Here is a 22030-nt window from a genome sequence, read left to right as displayed (position 1 = left end):
AAAAGATGAGATGAAAGGAGAAGTAAAAAAAAGGTATTCTATGGAAGAAAGAAAAGAATTTCGTAAACTTATACTTGAAAAATTAAAAAAAGCAAAAAAAGATTTATCAATGTTTCAAGAATCTTTTTCTGATAATAAAAATAATGGAACAGATGATACTTATTTTACTTTTAAAGCTTTTGATGAAGGTTCAGAAACTTTGAGTAAGGAACAAAATGCACAAATTTTAAAACATTTACAAAAATTTATAAATAGTTTAAACACCGCCTTAATTAGAGTGGAAAATAAAGATTATGGAATCTGTCGTATTACCAAAAAGTTAATCCCTAAAGAACGTCTTATGGCGGTCCCTCATACAACTTTAAGTATTGAAGGTAAAAGACTGATAGAATATAGAAAAAAGCTAATAAACTAAATTTTTTAATTGAAAAAATTCTTTTTAATTATTTTCTCTATTTTATTAATAGATCAAGTTTTAAAAATTTATATTAAAACTCATTTTAAGTTAGGAGGTGGAATTGACATATTTTCTTTTTTTCATATTTTTTTTGTTGAAAATCCAGGAATGGCTTATGGGGTAAATTTTGGTGTAGGATATTATGGAAAAATATTATTGAGTATTTTACGGTTTTTTTTGATTTTTTTAATTTCTATTTTTCTTTACAAGAATATAAAAAAAGGATATTCTAAATATTTGACTATTCCTATTAGTTTAATTTTATCAGGAGCTATGGGAAATTTTTTAGATAGCGCTTTGTATGGATTATTATTTGATACAGGAACAGTTTATAGCAAAGAATATCAAAAATGGATTCCTTATATTGGTGTATCTAAAATAAACTCTAATTTTTTTGAAAAAAAAGGGGGATATGCCTCTTTTATGGAAGGATGTGTTGTAGATATGTTTTATTTTCCTATAATAGATACTTATATTCCTGGTTGGATTCCATTTTTTGGTGGTTATAATTTTCAGTTTTTTAAACCTATTTTTAATTTATCCGATGTTGTAATATCTATTGGTGTGTTTTCATTATTTATATTTAAACATAAAATTAAAAATGTAAAAATTTTGTAATGTCTATTATTTTTTTGAGAATTATAAAAATCTCTATAGATTTGTATTGTCCTGATTTTCATTAGTACGAATAAAATTTGAATAGCCGGTGTAGCTCAGTTGGTCAGAGCACGTGATTTGTAATCTCGGGGTCGTGGGTTCGAATCCCTCCATCGGCTTTTTTTTGGGGAGATACTCAAGTTTGGTTAACGAGGACAGACTGTAAATCTGTTGGCTTTGCCTTCGCAGGTTCGAATCCTGCTCTCCCCATATCACACATAACATAATATAGCGGAAGTAGCTCAGTTGGTAGAGCATCAGCCTTCCAAGTTGAATGTCGCGGGTTCGAATCCCGTCTTCCGCTCTATGAGATAGAAATAGGCCAATGTAGCTCAGAGGTAGAGCACTTCCTTGGTAAGGAAGAGGTCACGGGTTCAATTCCCGCCGTTGGCTTTCTTTTTATTTATAGCTCAATATTTAATAATTTAATCATGGCAAAAGAAAAATTTAAACGAGACAAACCGCATGTAAATATAGGGACCACAGGTCATGTAGACCATGGAAAAACAACTTTAACTGCTGCAATTACAAAGGTTTTATCAGAAATTGGATTAGCAGAGGAAAAAAGTTTTGATGCAATAGATAACGCTCCTGAAGAAAAAGCAAGAGGGATTACTATCAATACGTCTCATGTAGAATATGAAACAGAGAAAAGACATTATGCACATGTAGATTGTCCTGGACATGCCGATTATGTAAAAAATATGATTACAGGTGCAGCTCAAATGGATGGGGCTATCTTAGTTGTTGCGGCTACAGATGGACCTATGCCTCAAACTAGAGAACATATATTATTATCTCGTCAAGTAGGAGTCCCTAAAATTGTGGTGTTTATGAATAAAGTAGATCAAGTCGACGATCCAGAATTATTAGAACTAGTAGAAATGGAAATTAGAGAATTGCTTTCTAAGTATGAATATGATGGAGAAAATATCCCTATTATACAAGGATCAGCTTTAGGTGCTTTAAATGGAGAAAAAAAATGGGTTGATAAAATAAAAGATTTGATGAAAGTATTAGACGATTATATTCCTGAACCTATTCGTGAAATGGATAAACCATTTTTAATGCCTGTAGAAGATGTTTTTACCATAACAGGAAGAGGAACAGTTGCAACAGGTCGTATTGAAAGTGGAATAGTTAATACAAGTGATGTCGTTGACATAATTGGAATGGGAGAAAATAAATTATCATCTACAGTAACAGGAGTTGAAATGTTTAGAAAAATATTAGATAAAGGTCAAGCAGGCGATAATGTAGGTTTATTATTACGTGGAATAGAAAAAAAAGATATTAAAAGAGGAATGGTTATTGGAAAACCGGGATCTGTAAAGCCTCATAAAAAATTTAAAGCAGAAGTATATATTCTTACAAAAGAAGAAGGAGGAAGGCATACCCCTTTTCATAATAAATATCGTCCTCAATTTTATTTAAGAACAACAGATGTTACAGGTGAAATTCATCTACCAGATGGAATAGAAATGGTTATGCCTGGAGATAATATCTCTATGGAAGTTGAATTACATCAACCTATAGCATTAAGTGAAAACTTACGTTTTGCTATTCGTGAAGGAGGGAAAACAGTAGGTGCTGGACAAGTTATTCATATAATGGATTAATAATCAAATTTGATTTTAACGGATGTAGCTCAGTTGGTAGAGCATCGGTCTCCAAAACCGAAGGTCGTAAGTTCGATCCTTACCGTCCGTGCATTGATTATTTAATTATACATAGAATTAATATGGACATGAAAAAAAATAATTTTTTTTTAGAAATTTATGATGAGTTTTTTCATTGTATTACATGGCCTAAATGGTATGATTTACAAATTACAACAATGATTGTATGTTTTTTTTCCATATTTCTGTCCATATTTTTGTATGGAGTAGATGGTTTTTTCATTTTTTTGATTAAAAAATTATTTTCTTTATAAAAAACTAATAAATGAATGAATAATTTGAAAAGAAAATGGTATGTCATAAAAACCATGAGTGGACAAGAAAATAAGGTAAAATCATATATTGAGAATGAAATTAGAGATAATGGATTTCAAGAACATATAGGAAAAGTATTAGTTCCTATTGAAAAAGTGATACAAATGAGGAAAGGAAAAAAAATTCATAGAGAAAAAGTTCATTATCCTGGATATGTCATGGTTGAAGCGAATTTAGAAGGAGAAGCTGCACATGCAATAAAAAATGTTCCAGGTGTTATAAATTTTTTAAGTGAAGGAAAAGGAGCTTCTGCTGTCCCTATTCCTATGAGAAAAGAAGAAGTTAATAAAATGTTGGGGAAAATAGATAAATTATATGAAAATAACGAAAATATTAGTATTCCTTTTATAGTAGGAGAAACAATTAAAGTTATAGATGGACCTTTTACCGGGTTCAATGGAACAATTGAAAAAATAAATGAAGAAAAGAGGAAATTGGAATTGTCCGTTTTGATTTTTGGAAGGAAAACTCCATTAGAATTAAACTTTACACAAATAGAAAAAATTTAGCGAATTTAAAACTGAAATGACAAAAAAAGTGATAAAAAGGATAAAAATACAGAAAATTTATGGAGGGAAAGCTAGTCCAGCTCCCCCTGTAGGGCCTATTTTAGGTAGCTCTGGAGTGAACATTGTTGAATTTTGTAAACAATACAATTCTATCACCAAAAATAGAATGGGAGAAATATGTCCTGTTAGGATAACTGTATATGAAGATAAATCTTTTTCTTTTTCAATAAAAAATCCTCCGGTTTCTATTCAATTGTTGAATATCTTAAAAAAAGAAAAAGGGTCGAAAGAATCTAATCGTTCTAAAATAGGAAAAATAAATTTAAATGAAGTTAAAATAATTGCAAAAAATAAAATGGAAGATTTTAATTGTTTTTCTATTGAGTCTGCTATATCCATGGTTTCGGGGACTGCTAGATCTATGGGAATAGAAATAGTTGATAATTAAAATATCTCATTTAGATCTATTTTATAATATGTCAAAAAAATTAACTAAAAATAAAAAGAAAGCACTAGATAAAATTAGTAAGATTTCTAGTAAAAAATTTTCTTTAGAAGAAAGAATACTTCTTATAAAAGAAACGAATTTCGTAAAATTTGATGCATCTATTGACATTTATGTGCATCTTGGGGTAGATGTTCGTTTTCCTAATCAAATGGTAAGAGGGACAGTTTCATTGCCTCATGGAACAGGTAAAAATGTTTGTGTTTTAGCTTTAGTTCCTAAAGATAAAGAATTAGAAGTTAAAAAAGCAGGAGCTGATTATGTTGGATTAAATTATATTGAAAAAATTAAATCTGGATGGACAAATGTAGATGTGATTGTTGCGAGTCCTTCTATTATGGGGTTATTGGGGGATGTAGGTAAAATATTGGGACCCAAAGGATTAATGCCTAATCCTAAAATGGAAACAGTTTCCATTAATCCAGAAAAATCTGTAAAAGAAATTAAATCTGGAAAAATTACTTTCAAAGCAGATCGTTATGGAATTGTTCATTCTTCTATAGGAAGAATTTCGTTTTCAGATCAATGTTTATTAGATAATATAAAAGAATTTATGAAAACAATTATTCGAAATAAACCTTTTACATCTAAAGGGTCTTATATAAAAAGTGTTTATTTATCTAGTACAATGGGTTATAGTTTTCCGTTAGATTTAAAAAGTTTTATGAAGAAATGAATAAAAATAAAAAAGATAAAGAAAAAAAATTATCGGAATTAATATCTATATTAAATAACAATAAAACAATATATTTAATTGATATATTTGATTTAAATTCAAATCAAATATCTATTCTTAGAAAAAATTTTCATGAAAATGGTATTACGATGAAAATGGTGAAAAATACTTTACTAAAAAAAGCTATAATAGAAAATAGAAAATTTGATTCTTTTTATTCTGTTTTAAATGGAAATACAACTGTATTATTTTCAAATTTAAATGTAGCAAATATTACTTCTAAAATCATAAAAAATTTCCATATAGAAGAAAAAGTTAGTAAACCTTATTTAAAAGGAGCTTACGCACAAGAATCTTTTTATTTTGGGGGGAACAAAGATTTGAATATATTATTATACCTTAAATCCAAAGAAGATATCATTGCTGAAATCATAAATATACTCAAATTTTCAATAAATAACATTATTTCATCTTTTTTGGATGTAACAAAATATAAAATATGTGAAATGTTAAAATCTTTATCTTACAAAAAAGATGAAAGTATAAAGTCTTTATAAATATTCAAAAAAATAAATAACAAAATGATAGAAAAGCTAGCTGAACAATTAGTCAATTTAACTGTAAAACAAGTTAATGAATTGGCAATTTTATTAAAAAAAGAATATGGAATAGAAGCTGCGACTACTTCAATAAAAATGGACAATACTTCGTCTGAAAAAGAAAAAACATATGAAAAAGAAGAAAAAAACTTTTTTAATATAATTTTAAAATCATCTGGAAATTCTAAATTATCTGTAGTGAAATTAGTTAAGGAAATTACTGGAAAAGGTCTTAAGGAATCTAAAGATTTGGTAGATAATATTCCCAGTCTTCTCAAAGAATCTGTAAATAAAAAAGAAGCAGAAGATTTTAAAAATAGATTTGAAGAAATAGGAGCTGAAATAGAATTAAAATAGAGAATCCATTTTTTTATTTTTTAATTATCCATTAAATTAAAATTGGTGAATACAGAAAAAAAAAGAATCACTTTTGCTTCAGTAGCAAAACAAGTGGAATATCCTGATTTTTTGGATATTCAAATTAAATCATTTAAAGAGTTTTTTCAGTTAGATGCAAAACCAGAAGATAGAAAAAATGAAGGATTGTTCAAAGCTTTTACAGAAAATTTTCCTATTTCTGATGCTAGAAATTCTTTTGTTTTAGAATTTAAAGGGTATTCAATAGATTCTCCTAGATATTCAATAGAAGAATGTATAGAAAGAGGTTTAACTTATAGTGTGCCTTTAAAGGCTAAATTAAAATTATATTGTACGGATCCTGAACATGAAGACTTTGAAACTGTATATCAAGATGTTTATTTAGGAACATGTCCTTATATGACTCCATCTGGATCTTTTATTTTTAATGGATCAGAAAGAGTAATTGTATCTCAATTACATCGTTCTCCAGGTGTTTTTTTTGGTCAATCTCATCATGCTAACGGTACTAAACTTTATTCCGCTAGAATTATTCCATTTAAAGGGTCATGGATAGAGTTTGCGACAGATATTAATAATGTCATGTATGCATATATTGATAGAAAGAAAAAATTACCTATGACAACTTTATTACGTGCGATAGGATATGAAAGAGATAAAGATATATTGGAAATATTTGATTTATCTGAAGAAACAAAAATAAAAGGGAACGAGAATAATATTATAAACAGAACCTTAGCTGCTAGAGTATTAAAAATTTGGCATGAGGATTTCGTTGATGAAGATACAGGAGAAGTTTTATCTGTGGAAAAGAATGAAATTCTTATAGAAAGAGATATTCTTTTAAAAGAAGAACATATTGATCTTTTAATTAATCATGAAATAAAAACAGTTTTACTGCATAAAAAAGGAGAGAGAAAAAAAGATTATTCTATTATTTATAACACTTTACATAAAGACCCTACAAATTCTGAAAAAGAAGCAGTAGAATATATTTATAGACAGCTTAGAAATACTGAACCTCCAGATGAAGAAACTGCTAGAGGGGTTATAGATAAACTTTTCTTTTCTGATGCGAGATATAGTTTAGGTCCTGTAGGAAGATATCGTTTGAATAAACGTCTTGGTTTAAATATAGATCCTAATTATTTAGTTTTAACTAAAGAAGATATTATTGCAATAATAGAACATTTGAATGCTTTATTTAACTCTAAAAGAGAGGTGGATGATATTGATCATTTATCTAATAGACGAGTAAGAACAGTAGGAGAACAACTTTATACTCAGTTTAGTATTGGTTTAGCGAGGATGGCTAGAACTATCAGAGAAAGAATGAATGTTCGTGATAATGAAGTTTTTATGCCTGTAGATCTTATTAATGCTAAGACTTTGTCTTCCGTGATAAATACTTTTTTTGGAACGAATCAATTATCTCAATTTATGGATCAAACTAATCCTTTATCTGAAATTACTCATAAAAGGAGACTTTCAGCATTAGGACCCGGTGGTTTATCTAGAGAAAGAGCAGGTTTTGAAGTAAGAGATGTTAATTATTCTCATTATGGGAGATTATGTCCTATAGAAACTCCAGAAGGCCCTAATATAGGATTAATATCTTCTCTTTCTGTCTTCGCAAAAATAAATAATATGGGATTTGTTGAAACTCCTTATAGAATTGTATCCCACCAAAAAGTAGATTTAAAATCTGAAGTAAAATATTTAAGCGCAGAAGAGGAAGAAGGAAAAATTATAGCACAAGCTAATGCTATAGATCAATATGGAAATTTTTTATCCGATAGAATTATATCTCGTGAAGATGGAGATTTTCCTATAGTTAAATCTAGTCAAATAGATTATATAGATGTAGCTCCGAATCAAATAGCTTCTATCTCCGCTTCTTTGATCCCTTTTTTAGAACATGATGATGCAAATAGAGCTTTGATGGGATCTAATATGATGCGTCAAGCAGTTCCATTATTAAAACCTGATGCTCCTATTGTAGGAACTGGATTGGAGGAACAAGTAGCAAGAGATTCTCGTATATTAATTAATGCAAAAAAAAATGGATTTGTTGAATATGTTGATGCTAATCGAATCGTTGTTCGTTATGATAAAACAGATAAAGAAAATTTGGTTAGTTTTGATCCTATCGTTCAAATTTATAATTTAGTTAAATTTAGAAAGACGAATCAAAATACATGTATAACCTTAAAACCTATTGTCAGAAGAGGGATGAAAGTAGTTAAAGGACAAATTCTATGTGAAGGTTATGCTACAGAAAATGGAGAATTGGCTTTAGGAAAAAATTTAAAAGCAGCTTTTATTCCGTGTAACGGATATAATTTTGAAGATGCTGTTTTGATATCCGAAAAAGTAGTAAGTGAGGATTGGTTTACCTCTATACATATAGATGAATATTCTTTAGATGTTCGTGATACGAAATTGGGTATGGAAGAATTGACCAATGATATTCCTAATGTGAGTGAAGAAGCTACTAAAGATTTAGATGAAAATGGAATTGTAAGAGTGGGAGCAGAAGTAAAACCTGGCGATATTCTTATTGGAAAAATAACTCCTAAAGGAGAATCTGATCCTACACCAGAAGAAAAATTATTAAGAGCTATTTTCGGAGATAAAGCAGGAAATGTAAAAGACGCTTCTTTAAGAGCTGAGCCATCATTATTTGGAGTCGTGATAGATACAAAGCTTTTTACTAGAAGTATAAAAGATAAAACATCTAGAGCTCAAGATAAAATAAAAATAGTTCGTTTGGAAAAAGAATATGAAAACAAATTTTTAGATATTAAAAATTTGTTGGTCAAAAAGTTGCAGTTTATTTTAAATGGAAAATTATGTTATAATTCTATTTTGAATGATAAAAAACAGGAAATTGTAAAAAAAGGGGTTAAATTCACCAAAAAAATACTGGATAATATACAGAATTATGTAGAAATTGATTCTAGTGATTGGACTGATGATATTCAAATTAATGATTTTGTATCAGAAATTTTACATAATTATAAAATAGCAGTAAGCGATTTAAATAGTACTTTTAAACATAAAAAATTTTCAATCACTGTTGGAGATGAATTACCATCAGGAATTGTTAAAATGGCGAAAGTATATATTGCTAAAAAAAGAAAGTTAAAAGTAGGAGATAAGATGGCAGGAAGACATGGAAATAAAGGAGTTGTAGCTAGAATTTTGAGAGAAGAAGATATGCCATTTTTAGAAGATGGAAGCCCTGTAGATATTGTTTTAAACCCTTTAGGGGTTCCTTCCAGAATGAATATAGGACAAATATATGAAACGGTATTGGGATGGGCAGGATATAAATTAAATATGAAATTTTCAACACCTATATTTGATGGTGCAACTATAGAAGAAATTTCCAAGTATACAGAAAAAGCGAAAATCCCTCGTTTTGGTGCCACTTATTTATTTGATGGAGGGACAGGAGAAAGGTTTGACCAACCTGCTACTGTAGGTGTAATATATATGTTAAAGTTAGGTCATATGGTAGATGATAAAATGCATGCACGTTCAATTGGGCCTTATTCTTTAATTACGCAACAACCTCTAGGAGGAAAAGCTCAATTTGGGGGGCAACGTTTCGGAGAGATGGAGGTTTGGGCTTTGGAAGCTTTTGGGGCTTCTAATCTATTACGTGAGATTTTAACTGTTAAGTCAGATGATGTTGTTGGTAGGGCCAAAACTTATGAGTCTATAGTAAAAGGAGAACCAATGCCTGAACCTAATAATCCAGAATCTTTTAATGTTCTTTGTTATGAATTAAAAGGATTAGGATTAGATATACGTTTAGAAGAATAAACTAATAAACTTTTGTAGTTACATATTTTTTTTATATAAAAATGAATAAAAAAAAAAGGAATAGATTTAATAAAATAACTATTCGATTAGCTTCTCCAGAGGTAATATTAAAAGAATCTAATGGAGAAGTGTTAAAGCCTGAAACAATAAATTATCGTACTCATAAACCAGAAAGAGATGGACTTTTTTGTGAACGAATTTTTGGTCCAGTAAAAGATTATGAATGCGCCTGTGGAAAATACAAAAGAATTCGTTATAAAGGGATTGTTTGTGATAGATGTGGAGTTGAAGTTACTGAAAAAAAAGTTAGAAGAGAACGCATGGGACATATAAGTCTTGTAGTTCCTGTTGTTCATATTTGGTGTTTTAGGTCTTCCCCTAATAAAATTGGGTATTTACTGGGGTTACCTTCTAAAAAACTTGAAATGATTATTTATTATGAACGATATGTAGTTATTCAAGGGGGGTTAGGTTTACGTTCAGACGGGTCTTCTTTTCATAAAGGAGATTTTCTTACTGAAGAAGAATATTTGCAAGCTTTAAATAAGCTTCCAAAAGGGAATCAACAATTAGAAAACTCTGATCCCAATAAGTTTATCGCAAAAATGGGAGCAGAATGTATAGAAGATCTTTTAAATCGAACAGATTTGGATCTGTTATCTATGGAATTAAGAAATCAAGTCCAGAATGAAACTTCTAAACAAAGACGTGCTGAAGCATTAAAACGTTTACAGGTCATTGAATCTTTTAGAGAAGGAAAAAAAAACGGAGGAGATCCATCTTGGATGATTATTCATGTATTGTCTGTTATTCCTCCAGAATTACGTCCTTTAGTCCCTTTAGATGGAGGACGTTATGCCGCATCTGATATGACTGATTTATATCGTCGTGTACTTATAAGAAATAATCGTTTAAAAAGGCTTATAGAAATTAAAGCTCCTGAAGTCATTTTACGGAATGAAAAAAGAATGCTTCAAGAAGCAGTAGATTCTCTTTTTGATAATTCAAGAAAAGTTTCTGCCGTAAAATCAGAAGCAAATCGTCCTTTAAAATCTTTATCTGATGCATTAAAAGGAAAACAAGGCCGTTTTAGACAAAATTTACTTGGAAAGAGAGTCGATTATTCCGCACGATCTGTTATTGTAGTAGGCCCACATTTAAAATTACATGAATGTGGATTACCTAAAGATATGGCTGCAGAACTTTATAAACCTTTTATTATACGAAAACTAATTGAGAGAGGGATAGTAAAAACAGTAAAATCTTCTAAGAAAATTATTGATAAAAGAGATCCTATGATATGGGATATTTTAGAAAATGTTTTAAAAGGACATCCTGTATTATTAAATAGGGCTCCTACATTACATAGATTAGGAATTCAAGCCTTCCAACCTAAATTGATAGAAGGGAAAGCTATTCAATTACATCCTTTAGTTTGTGCTGCTTTCAATGCAGATTTTGATGGAGATCAAATGGCAGTTCATTTACCATTATCTCATGGTGCTATATTAGAGGCTCAACTTTTGATGTTAGCTTCTCAAAATATATTAAACCCTGCTAATGGATCCCCTATTACAGTTCCTTCTCAAGATATGGTATTAGGATTGTATTATATGACAAAACCTTTATTGTCAAATTCAAAAATAAAAGTAAAAGGAGAAGGACTTGTTTTTTATTCCTCAGAAGAAGTTGAAATAGCATATAATCAAAACGTAGTAGACTTACATGCATTGATTAAAGTAAAAGTTAATCTTCGTGATAAAGAAGGGTTTGTTAGTAGAATAATAGAAACTACTGTAGGTAGAGTATTATTTAATCAAGTAGTTCCTAAAAAAGTAGGATTTATTAATAAATCCTTAACAAAAAAATCACTGAGAGAAATTATAGGTAAAATATTACATTTTACAGATGTCCCTACTACTGCCAATTTTTTAGATGATATTAAAGAATTAGGTTTTTATAACGCATTCAAAGGTGGTTTATCTTTTGGATTAGGCGACATTATTATACCTGATAATAAAAAAGAAATGGTTTATCATGCAATTAAACAAGTAGATAATGTCAAGATCAATTACAACATGGGATTGATTACGAATAATGAACGTTATAATCAAGTGATTGATATATGGACAAATACTAACGCTATGCTTACAGAGAAAGTCATGAAATATATGCGTGAAGATAGACAAGGATTTAATCCAGTATATATGATGTTAGATTCTGGAGCCAGAGGTTCTAAAGAACAAATACGTCAGCTTTCAGGGATGCGTGGTTTAATGGCAAAACCTCAAAAAACTGGATCTTCTGGAGGAGAAATTATTGAAAATCCTATTTTATCGAACTTTAGAGAGGGACTTTCTATTTTAGAATATTTTATATCTACCCATGGAGCTAGAAAAGGATTAGCAGATACTGCATTAAAAACTGCAGATGCTGGATATCTTACAAGACGTTTAGTAGATGCAGCTCAAGATGTCATTATAAAAATAGAAGATTGCAAAACTTTACGTGGACTAGAAATTTATGCATTAAAAAAAAATGAGGAAGTTGTAGAAACTTTATTTGATAGAATTTTAGGACGTATATCTTTAAATGATATTTATGATAAAGATAATCAATTGATAATTTCTTCAGGTGAGATGATCGATGAGAAAATAGCAGAGATTATTGATAAATCTGGAATTGAAATAGTAGAAGTTAGATCTCCTCTAACTTGTGAAGCTAAAATGGGGATTTGTTCTAAATGTTATGGTCGTAATTTATCTACAGGAGAAATTGTTCAAAAAGGAGAAGCCGTGGGTGTCATTGCTGCACAATCAATTGGAGAACCAGGGACTCAGCTTACTTTACGTACTTTTCATGTTGGAGGGACAGCAGGAAATATTACGGAATCTTCACAAATAAAAGCAAAATATAATGGAATCATAGAATTTGAAGATTTAAAAATTGTTCAAACAAAACAGAGTTCTGATCAAGTGGGGGTTGTCGTTTCTAGGTCTACAGAAATGAAACTTTTTGATTTCAAAAAATCATCCGTTTTAATGGTAAATAATATTCCTTATGGTGCCTATTTATATGTAAAACATGGAGACCAGTTGAAAGAGGGAGATACAATTTGTAAATGGGATTTGTATAATGCAGTTATTGTTGCAGAATTTTCTGGAATAATATATTATCAACATTTAGAACAAGGGGTGACGTTTCAAATAGAAATAGATGAACAAACTGGATTTCAAGAAAAAGTAATAACAGAAGTTAGAAATAAAAATTTAATACCAACACTAAAAATTATTAATGAAAAAAATGAAGAATTAAAAGTATATAATCTTCCGGTAGGTGCTCATTTAATGGTAGAAGATGGAGAAAAAATAGATATAGGAAAGATATTGGTAAAAGTCCCAAGAAAAACAGCTAAATCAGGAGATATTACAGGAGGATTACCTCGTTTATCTGAATTGTTTGAAGCGCGTAATCCTTCTAATCCAGCTGTGGTATCAGAAATAGATGGGATAGTTAGTCATGGAAAAATAAAAAGAGGAAATAGAGAGATTATCGTAGAATCCAAAACAGGAGAAATCAGAAAATATCTTGTAAAACTATCTAATCAAATACTTGTGCAAGAAAATGATTATGTAAAAGCAGGTATGCCTTTATCAGACGGTGCAGTAACTCCTAATGATATTTTAAATATAAGAGGACCTAGAGCAGTGCAAGAATATTTAATAAAAGAAATACAAGATGTATATCGTTTACAAGGTGTGAAAATTAATGATAAACATTTTGAAGTTATTGTTTTACAAATGATGAGAAAGGTAGAAGTTATAGATGGGGGAGACACAAAATTTTTGGAAGGGAATATAGAATATAAAGATGATTTTATAGAAGAAAATGATAGAATATCTCAAATGAAAGTGGTTGAAGAATCCGGAGATTCTGATGTTTTCAAAAAGGGTGATATTATCAATGACAGAGATTTTATAAACGAAAATGCAGTTCTAAAATATAAAAATAAAAAATTAATAAAAACCAGAAATGCAATTCCTGCTACAGCAAGACCCATATTACAAGGAATAACGAGAGCAGCGTTACAAACTAAATCTTTTATATCTGCAGCATCATTTCAAGAAACAACAAAAGTTTTAGGTGAAGCAGCTATAAGTAGCAAGATTGATTATTTACACGGATTGAAAGAAAATGTAATAGTGGGACACAAAATCCCTGCAGGAACCGGATTAAGAGAATATGAAGACCTTTCTCCAGATATAATATTATAAAAAAGAGATTTTTTCCCATTGATTTTTTATAGATACTGTTTGATTAAAAGAGAAAGAGTTAGAGTCTGTATCTGCATAAAAATATCCAATTCTTTGAAATTGAAAACGATCTCCTTTTTTTGCTTTTTTTAAGTATGGTTCTGCATATCCAATGATTCTATCTTTTGACTTGGGATTTATACATTTATAAAAGTCTATATCTGGGTTTCTTTTTATAAAAAGAGGGTTATATAAATTAATTGTTATGGGAAAAGAATGTTTTATAGACACCCAATGTAAAGTACTTTTTACTCTTCCTTTTTCTTCAATTTTGTTTTTCTTTCCAGATTTACTTTTAGGATCATAGGTGCAATGTATTTCTTTTATTTCTCCCTCATAATTTCTGATGACCGAATTTGCTTTTATGATATAAGCATTTTTAAGTCTAACTTCTTTTCCAAGACAAAGACGGAAAAAGTTTTTTTCTTCTTTTTCCAAAAAATCATTTTTTTCAATATATATAAATTTGGAAAAAGGAACTTTTCTGTTTCCAAAATTAGAATCTTCTGGATTGTTTTCTACTTTTACCCATTCAGTAGTATTTGAATAATTATCAATAACTAATTTAATTGGATATAATACTACCATAACTCTAGGGGCTATTTTGTTTAAATGTTCTCTAATACAAAATTCTAAAAAAGATATATCTATAATATTATTTCTTTTTGTAATTCCTATTTTATGGATAAAATTTTTTAAGGCAACAGAAGTGTATCCTTTACGACGTAATCCGGATATTGTTAAAATACGCGGATCATTCCAAGATTGAATAATTTTTTTTTCAATCAAGTATTGAATTTTTCTTTTGCTAGTTATTGTATGACTTAAATTTAATCTTGAAAACTCTATTTGTTTGGGCCTTATTTTATCTTGATTATCAATATAAATTTGATCTAAATACCAATTATATAACGGACGTCTGTTCTCAAATTCTAAAGAACATAAAGAATGAGATATTTGTTCTATATAATCACATAAACCATGTGTCCAATCATAAGTTGGATAAATACACCATTGATATCCAGTTCTATGATGTTTTTTTCGTAAAATTCTATACATAATTGGATCTCGCATATTCATATTTGATGAGCTCATATTAATTTTTGCTCTTAAAACACAAGATCCTTCTTCAAAAAACCCGTTTTTCATTTTTTCAAAAAGAAATAAATTTTCTTCTATAGATCGATTTCTATAATCGCTGTTAATTCCAACTTCAAAAGGATTTTTTCTTTGAATTTGAATGACGTTTTGAGATTGATCATCTACATAAGCTTTGTTTTCTTTAATCAATTTTATAGCCCATTCATAAAGTTTAGGAAAATAATCTGAAGCATAACTTTCATTATCCCAATGGAACCCTAAAAAAATAATGTCTTTTTTTATAGATTCTATAAAATTTCTATTTTCTCCTATAGGGTTAGTATCATCAAATCTTAAATTAATTGGAGATCTATATTTTTTACCTAACTCAAAATTCAAACATATAGCTTTCACATGCCCAATATGAAGAAATCCATTAGGTTCAGGAGGAAAACGAAATCTAATTTTTTTTATGGGAAATCCATTTTTTATATCTTCCTCTATAATTTTCTCAATAAAATGTAAGTGTGATTTTATATTATATACAGATAATAATTCAATTGTGGGACGAATATAATCAATTTTTTTGAAAAAAAATATATTTTTGCTATGTTATTTTAATAATTAGTATTTGAATTATACTGAAACAATTCAATGGATTTTTAAACGTCTTCCAATCTATCAAAAAATAGGATTTAGATCATACAAACCTGGTTTAAAAAGGATACAAAATTTTTGTTCTTATTTAGGAAATCCTCAAAATTTTTTTAAAAGTATACATGTAGGTGGAACAAATGGAAAAGGTTCCACAGTACATATGTTGTCTTCTATTTTACAAGAAGAAAAATATAAAACAGGGCTATTCACATCTCCTCATTTAATAGATTTTAGAGAAAGAATAACCTGCAATGGCGTTTTAATAGAAAAAGATTTTATTGTAGATTTTATAAAAAAAAATAAGAAATTTATAGAAAAAGAAAAAATTTCATTTTTTGAAATGAATACTGCCTTAGCATTTCAATATTTTAAAGAAAAAAAAGTAAATATAGCAATTATTGAAGTAGGAATGGGGGGTCGATTAGATTCGACTAATTTAATTACCCCAGAAATATCTGTAATTACAAATATTAGCATAGATCATACAGAAATTCTGGGTGAAAATCGATTAAAAATCGCTTCAGAAAAAGCTGGAATTATCAAAAAAAATGTATCAGTAATAATAGGAAGAAGAATATCTAGAGATGTTCGATTTCTTTTTTTTAAAGAAGCTTTAAAAAAAAATGCTCCAATCTATTTTTCTGTAAAATCTAAAAAAGATTCGCAGTATAAAATGCCTTTCAAAGCAGATTATCAAAATTTTAATAGAAGTATAGTATTAAAAACTATAAGAATTTTACATTATAGAAAAAATATTATAGTATCTGATCAATCAATAAAAAAAGGATTTAAAAATGTGATAAAAAATACAACCTTAAAAGGGCGTTGGCACATTTTGCAAAAAAAAGATCCCAAAATTATTTGTGATATAGCTCATAATGAAGAAGGCATATATATGGTTAATAAACAGCTAAAAAAAGAATCATATGAAAAATTACATTTAGTTTTGGGTTTTGTAAGAGAAAAAAAAGTGGATAAATTATTAAAACATTTTCCTATTGAGTCTTTTTATTATTTTTGTCAACCTAGTATAGATAGAAAATACTCAATTCACAATTTGATAATATTAATTAATAAATTATTTGAAAATCGTGATAGAATAAATTTTTATCCTTCTGTGATAAAGGCTTTTTTGCATGCTAAAAGTAAAGCTAGTCAAAATGACTTGATCCTGATATCTGGAAGTACGTTTGTTGTATCTGAAATATTGTTATATTATAAGAATTTTTTTTCTTACATTTGAATAAACGAACATTAGGGCAATTAGCTCAGTTTGGTTTAGAGCATCTGTTTTACAAGCAGGAGGTCACTGGTTCGAATCCAGTATTGCCCACATTTTTTATAATAAAACTAAATATTTTTTCTTTTTCTTTTGGATTGAACCATGTGATTGATGTATCTTTCTTATACCACGTAAATTGTCTTTTTGCGTATTTTCTAGTATTCTTTTTTATTTTTTCTATGCTTTTATTTAAATCATTCTTCCCTTCGGAAAGAAATTCGAATATTTCTTGATATCCTATAGTTTTTAAGCTATTCAAATTTCTATAATGATAATATAGCTTCGCTTCGTCTAATAAACCCATTCTTACCATGTTATCTACTCTATCATTTATTTTTGAATAAATTTCATCCCTAGGTATTGTTAATCCTATTTTCATAATTATAAAATTTCTCTTTTTTTTCTTATAAAAAAAAGAAGGATTTTTTCCTGTAGACTTTACAATTTCTAAATATCTAATTAAACGTCTGGGATTGAAAATATCTATTGATTCACCTATTTTTTTGAATTTAAAAAATTCATTTTGTAAAAATGAAATTCCATTTTTTTTAAAATGATAAATTAAATGATTTTTAATATTAATCTGAATTTCAGGAAATTCAGACAACCCTTCTGTTACTGCTTTTTCATATAAACTTGATCCTCCTACCATAATCAATATGGAATATTTAGTAAATAATTCTGAAATTTTTGTTAAGGAATCTATTTCAAATAATTTGGCATTATAATCTTGATGTATACTTAAATGCCCGATAAAATGATGATGGATACGACATAATTCTTCTATAGTAGGCATAGAGGTTCCTATTTTTAATTCCTTATAAAATTGTCTAGAATCGCAAGATAAAATTTCAGTTTTAAATTTTTCAGCTAGAAATAAGGAAAGCTGAGTTTTTCCTACACAAGTAGGCCCTACAATAAAAATGAGAAATTTTTGATTCAATTTTTTGAATTTGAAATTGAAGAATATTTAGATAATTTAGTGTACATCCAGTAATCTGCTAAAACTAAAGCAGTCATAGATTCCACAATAGGAACCGCACGAGGTAAAACACAAGGATCATGTCTTCCTTTTCCTTCCATAAGGATAAAATTTCCATATTGATCTATAGTTTTCTGTTTTTTCATTATTGTAGCTACAGGCTTAAACGCTATTCTAAAATAAATGTCCATTCCATTTGAAATTCCACCTTGTATTCCTCCTGATAAATTTGTTTTGGTCCTTCCATTTTTTTGAAATAAATCATTGTGCTGAGATCCAGTTAATTTAGTTCCATTAAATCCACTTCCGTATTCGAATCCTTTTACAGCATTAATTGAAAGCATAGCTTTTCCTAATTCAGCATGTAATTTATCAAAAACAGGTTCTCCAATACCTATTGGTACATTTTTAATTACACAAGTAATAATTCCTCCTATTGTATCTCCTTGATTTTTTATTTTTTTAATTTTATATATCATTTTTTCCGCAATCTTGGGGTCAGGGCATCTTATAGGGTTTTTTTCTATTGATTCTCTAGATAAATCTAATTCATGATAAGATTTATTTACAGATATGTCCCCTACAGAAGAAACATAAGATATAATTGTAATATTTTTTATTAATTGTTTAGCGATAGCACCAGCTACTATTCTGCATGTTGTTTCTCTTGCAGAAGAACGTCCTCCTCCTCTATAATCTCTTATTCCATATTTTTTTTCATAAGTAAAATCTGAATGTGATGGACGATAAACTTCTTTAATATGATTATAATCATTAGATTTATGATCCTTATTATAAATAACAAACCCAATGGGTGTCCCTGTTGTTTTATTGTCAAAAATTCCAGATAAAAAATTCACTTCATCAGGTTCATTTCTTTGAGTCACTATGGATGATTGGCCAGGTTTTCTTCTATTTAATTCATATTGAATTTCTTTAAAATTTAATTCTATTCCTGCTGGACATCCATCAATAATACCCCCTAATGCGATTCCATGACTTTCTCCAAAAGTACTAACTCGAAATAAATTTCCGAAAATATTACCTGCCATAAATTCTAGTTTTTAATTTCTATCGAAATAGGTCTTCCCATATGATTGATTTTGCTCATTCCTATTAATATTTTCTTTCTATAACGTTTTTCCACTTCAAATAGTGAAAAATTTGATAAAATTTCTATGTGTCCAATATTAATATGTGAATTGTTTGCAGCTTGGTTGATTAAATTTATCAATCCTAATTTTGTCAAATTATCTTTATATCCTATATTCAAAAAAAGCTTTGAAAAAGATTCTTTTTTTGATTTTTTTATTTTTGACTTTGATAAAATCCTTTTTTTATCGTATAAAAAGTTATAGTTCTTTTTAGAAGAAAAAGAAATAGGATTTAAATCTTTGGAATTTTTATAAAAATTTATAAAATGATTAAATCCTATCCAGGAAAAACGTTTAATTAATTCTCTCTTATCAAGAAATTCTAAATTTTTTTGTATTTCAGGAAGAAATTTTTTCATAAGTTCTTCATCTACAACTACTTTTTTTATCTTATCTATAAAATGGAATAGTTGTTTTTCGCATATTTCTTCTCCAGTAGGAACCATGACACGATCAAAATTTTTTCCTATTTTTTTTTCAAATTCTTTTAAATTTCTAATTTCTTTGGTTTGAATAATACAAACAGAAATTCCCACATTTCCAGCTCTTCCAGTACGACCACTTCTATGAACATAAGTCTCACTTTCCTTCGGAAGATTATAATTAATAACATGAGTAATATTATTCACATCTAATCCACGAGCGGCAACATCTGTTGCGACAAGAAATTGTAAATTTCTATTTCTAAATCTATTCATAACAGATTCACGTTGTGTTTGCGAAAGATCTCCATATAAAGCATCAGCATTATAACCATCTTTAATTAAAGATTCAGATATCTCTTTAGTTTCTTTTTTTGTTCCACAAAATATGATCCCATAAATATCAGGATTGATGTCCACAATTCTTTTTAGAGCTAAATATTTTTTATTTAAATTTTCTATTATATAATAAACATGTTTAACATCATCGGGGCCTATATTTTTTTTTCCTGTGATAATTTCTACAGGATCTATTAAATATTTATGAGCTATTACGTTCATATATTTAGACATTGTTGCTGAAAATAAAAGACTTTGTCTTTTTTTTGGTAATTTTTCCACTATGTAATCTAATTCATCTTTAAATCCCATGTTCAACATTTCATCCGCTTCATCAAGCACTAAATATTGAATGCTATCAAAAAATAATTTTTTTCTTTTGATTAAATCGATAATTCTTCCTGGAGTTCCTACTATAATATGAATTTTGTTTTTTAAAGATTTTATTTGAGAATTGATATTAGCGCCTCCATATAAAGAAACAATTTTTATAAACGATGAAAATTTTGAAAAACGACAAAGATCACGTGTTATTTGTATACATAATTCTCTTGTAGGACATAAAATCAAAGCTTGAGGAAAGGTAGACTTAAAATTTAATTTTTGAATAATTGGTAATCCGAAAGCAGCTGTTTTTCCTGTTCCAGTTTGAGCCAATGCTATAACATCTTTTTCTGAAGACAATAAAAAAGGGATTACTTTTTCTTGTATCTGGGTTGGATATTTAAAACCAATATCTTCTATAGCTTGAATTATATTATCGTTAAAAAAATTATATTCTTTAAATGTTTTCATACAAAGAATAGTAAAAATACTATTAAAATTTTTCTTGATTGATTGCACAACAAATATATATATTTAAATACGAAATACGAACTTATAATATTTGAATACTAAATGTTTATTGTATTTTTTTTATGAGTCTTTTAATTACAGTATTATATCTTATAAATAGTAACATGGCGGATACAGTTAATCCTAATCCTAACCCAATCCACACTCCTATTCCCCCCATTTTTATGGATAGAAACCATGCTGTAGGTATAGCAATAATCCAGTAAGAAAAAAAGCTAATCCACATAGGGATATGAACATCTTGTAATCCTCTTAATGCTCCCAGAATAATTCCTTGTAATCCATCAGATAATTGAAAAAAGCTAGCAATAACAATCATTTTTTCCGCTAGTTGAATAACTTCATCATCATTTTTTATGTAAATATAAGGGATATCACTTCGAAAGAAAATAAATAAAAAACTACAAATTAACATAAAAATAATTCCCATAAAAAAAATAGATTTTCCTATCCTTTTTAATTCTAAATAATTTTTTAAAGCTAACTGATTTCCTATTCTAATTGTAGCAGTTACAGAAAGGCCTGTACTAAGAAGAAAAGTGGAAGAAACTAAACTAATAACTATTTGATGAGCAGCCAATACTTTAATTCCACATTTTCCTGATATAAAAGAAGAAATGGCAAAAGCACTTACTTCAAATAACATCTGTAATCCAGAGGGAATTCCTATTTTTAATATTTTTTTTATATATTTTTTTTCTAAGAAAAAATATTTTAGTTTATTATAGTAATTATGTACTTTTTTGTATTTATGCAATAAAATGAAAATTCCTATCAACATAATAACACGAGATATTAAGGTCGCATAAGCGACGCCAATAGTTCCCAATTTGGGACAACCATATTTTCCGTAAAGAAATACATAATTTAATACAATGTTTAAACTAGCGGATATCCAAGTTATAATTAACCCTGGAAATACTAGAGATAATCCTTCTGAAAATTTTCTAAATACTTCGAATATCATACAAGGTATAAAAGAAATAGATACTATTTTCAAAAAAGAGATGGTCTCATTCAAGATGTCTTCAGGCTGTCCTAAATAAGGAAAAATATAAAAAAATATATGTATTAATCCATACATAAATACAGATAAAAAAAAATTTATAATTAATCCATGATGGAAAATGATAGCCCCTTTTTTATATTCTTGTTTTGCATCTACAGATGCAATTAAAGAAGAAATACTTGTAGATATTCCTAATCCAAAAATGATTGTAATAAAAAAGACAGCATTAGCCAATGAAACTGAAGCTAAAGCTTGTTTCCCTAAAACACCAACCATCATATTATCAGATAACCCTACACATATTACACCTAATTGTGTAAAAATTACAGGA

General features: G+C 28.3%; 17 protein-coding genes and 6 tRNA genes. 18 read left to right on the top strand and 5 right to left on the bottom strand.

What is annotated here, in order from left to right; genetic code table 11:
• Positions 1-10: 10 nt before the first annotated feature.
• From H0H54_RS02335 to rpoC, 16 genes are all read left to right on the top strand, one after another.
• A complete protein-coding gene (locus H0H54_RS02335; protein WP_185863124.1) occupies positions 11-415 on the top strand; it encodes a TraR/DksA family transcriptional regulator in 405 nt (134 codons plus the stop codon).
• Between the two features lie 9 nt (positions 416-424).
• Positions 425-1075 (top strand): lipoprotein signal peptidase, encoded by a 651-nt coding sequence (locus H0H54_RS02330; RefSeq protein ID WP_185863123.1) that lies wholly within the window; start codon positions 425-427, stop codon positions 1073-1075.
• Between the two features lie 84 nt (positions 1076-1159).
• Positions 1160-1233: transfer RNA gene (locus H0H54_RS02325), tRNA-Thr, on the top strand.
• 7 nt (positions 1234-1240) lie between these two features.
• Positions 1241-1324, top strand: a tRNA-Tyr gene (locus tag H0H54_RS02320).
• 21 nt (positions 1325-1345) lie between these two features.
• A tRNA-Gly gene (locus H0H54_RS02315) sits at positions 1346-1418 on the top strand.
• A 17-nt stretch (positions 1419-1435) separates the two neighbouring features.
• Positions 1436-1507, top strand: a tRNA-Thr gene (locus tag H0H54_RS02310).
• 38 nt (positions 1508-1545) lie between these two features.
• On the top strand, positions 1546-2733 hold the full coding sequence (gene tuf / locus H0H54_RS02305; protein WP_185863122.1) for an elongation factor Tu: 1188 nt from the start codon (positions 1546-1548) through the stop codon (positions 2731-2733).
• An 18-nt stretch (positions 2734-2751) separates the two neighbouring features.
• Positions 2752-2824, top strand: a tRNA-Trp gene (locus H0H54_RS02300).
• A 37-nt stretch (positions 2825-2861) separates the two neighbouring features.
• Entirely contained in the window at positions 2862-3047 is a 186-nt protein-coding gene (gene secE, locus H0H54_RS02295; protein ID WP_185863121.1) for a preprotein translocase subunit SecE, read from the top strand.
• A gap of 15 nt (positions 3048-3062) precedes the next feature.
• Entirely contained in the window at positions 3063-3617 is a 555-nt protein-coding gene (gene nusG / locus H0H54_RS02290) for a transcription termination/antitermination protein NusG (RefSeq protein ID WP_185863120.1), read from the top strand.
• A gap of 16 nt (positions 3618-3633) precedes the next feature.
• Positions 3634-4065 carry a 50S ribosomal protein L11 gene (rplK, locus tag H0H54_RS02285; protein WP_185863119.1) on the top strand — a complete coding sequence of 144 codons (432 nt, stop codon included), beginning with the start codon at positions 3634-3636 and terminating at the stop codon, positions 4063-4065.
• Between the two features lie 28 nt (positions 4066-4093).
• Positions 4094-4798: a 50S ribosomal protein L1 gene (gene rplA / locus H0H54_RS02280; protein ID WP_185863118.1), complete on the top strand. Its 705-nt coding sequence runs from the start codon at positions 4094-4096 to the stop codon at positions 4796-4798.
• A complete protein-coding gene (gene rplJ / locus H0H54_RS02275; RefSeq protein WP_185863117.1) occupies positions 4795-5355 on the top strand; it encodes a 50S ribosomal protein L10 in 561 nt (186 codons plus the stop codon). Before rplA ends, rplJ begins: the two co-directional genes overlap by 4 nt.
• Positions 5356-5379: 24 nt before the next feature.
• Positions 5380-5754, top strand: a complete 375-nt coding sequence (rplL, locus tag H0H54_RS02270; RefSeq protein ID WP_185863116.1) for a 50S ribosomal protein L7/L12 — start codon at positions 5380-5382, stop codon at positions 5752-5754.
• A gap of 42 nt (positions 5755-5796) precedes the next feature.
• Positions 5797-9606, top strand: coding sequence for a DNA-directed RNA polymerase subunit beta (rpoB, locus tag H0H54_RS02265; RefSeq protein ID WP_185863115.1), 3810 nt, complete (start codon positions 5797-5799; stop codon positions 9604-9606).
• Between the two features lie 41 nt (positions 9607-9647).
• On the top strand, positions 9648-13880 hold the full coding sequence (gene rpoC / locus H0H54_RS02260; RefSeq protein WP_185863114.1) for a DNA-directed RNA polymerase subunit beta': 4233 nt from the start codon (positions 9648-9650) through the stop codon (positions 13878-13880).
• Here rpoC and glnS read toward each other — a convergent pair.
• Positions 13875-15560, bottom strand: coding sequence for a glutamine--tRNA ligase (gene glnS / locus H0H54_RS02255; RefSeq protein WP_238784797.1), 1686 nt, complete (start codon positions 15558-15560; stop codon positions 13875-13877). The two genes, rpoC and glnS, sit on opposite strands and share 6 nt — an antisense overlap.
• 70 nt (positions 15561-15630) lie before the next feature.
• On the opposite strand from glnS, the gene H0H54_RS02250 reads away from it, so the two are divergent.
• Both H0H54_RS02250 and H0H54_RS02245 read left to right on the top strand, forming a co-directional pair.
• Positions 15631-16899: a bifunctional folylpolyglutamate synthase/dihydrofolate synthase gene (locus H0H54_RS02250; protein WP_185863113.1), complete on the top strand. Its 1269-nt coding sequence runs from the start codon at positions 15631-15633 to the stop codon at positions 16897-16899.
• Positions 16900-16913: 14 nt separating this feature from the next.
• Positions 16914-16989 (top strand) — tRNA-Val (locus H0H54_RS02245).
• Here H0H54_RS02245 and miaA read toward each other — a convergent pair.
• From miaA to H0H54_RS02225, 4 genes are all read right to left on the bottom strand, one after another.
• Positions 16949-17881, bottom strand: a complete 933-nt coding sequence (gene miaA / locus H0H54_RS02240) for a tRNA (adenosine(37)-N6)-dimethylallyltransferase MiaA (RefSeq protein WP_185863545.1) — start codon at positions 17879-17881, stop codon at positions 16949-16951. The two genes, H0H54_RS02245 and miaA, sit on opposite strands and share 41 nt — an antisense overlap.
• Positions 17878-18972, bottom strand: coding sequence for a chorismate synthase (gene aroC, locus H0H54_RS02235; RefSeq protein ID WP_185863112.1), 1095 nt, complete (start codon positions 18970-18972; stop codon positions 17878-17880). Before aroC ends, miaA begins: the two co-directional genes overlap by 4 nt.
• Before the next feature lie 5 nt (positions 18973-18977).
• Positions 18978-20630 carry a DEAD/DEAH box helicase gene (locus tag H0H54_RS02230; protein ID WP_185863111.1) on the bottom strand — a complete coding sequence of 551 codons (1653 nt, stop codon included), beginning with the start codon at positions 20628-20630 and terminating at the stop codon, positions 18978-18980.
• A 106-nt stretch (positions 20631-20736) separates the two neighbouring features.
• A complete protein-coding gene (locus H0H54_RS02225; RefSeq protein WP_238784796.1) occupies positions 20737-21975 on the bottom strand; it encodes an MATE family efflux transporter in 1239 nt (412 codons plus the stop codon).
• Positions 21976-22030 lie beyond the last annotated feature (55 nt).

It is taken from the genome of Blattabacterium cuenoti, assembly GCF_014251815.1.
Lineage (GTDB): Bacteria > Bacteroidota > Bacteroidia > Flavobacteriales > Blattabacteriaceae > Blattabacterium > Blattabacterium cuenoti_E.
Note: the sequence above shows the minus strand (reverse complement) of the source record. Positions and strands in the feature narration are given on the sequence as shown.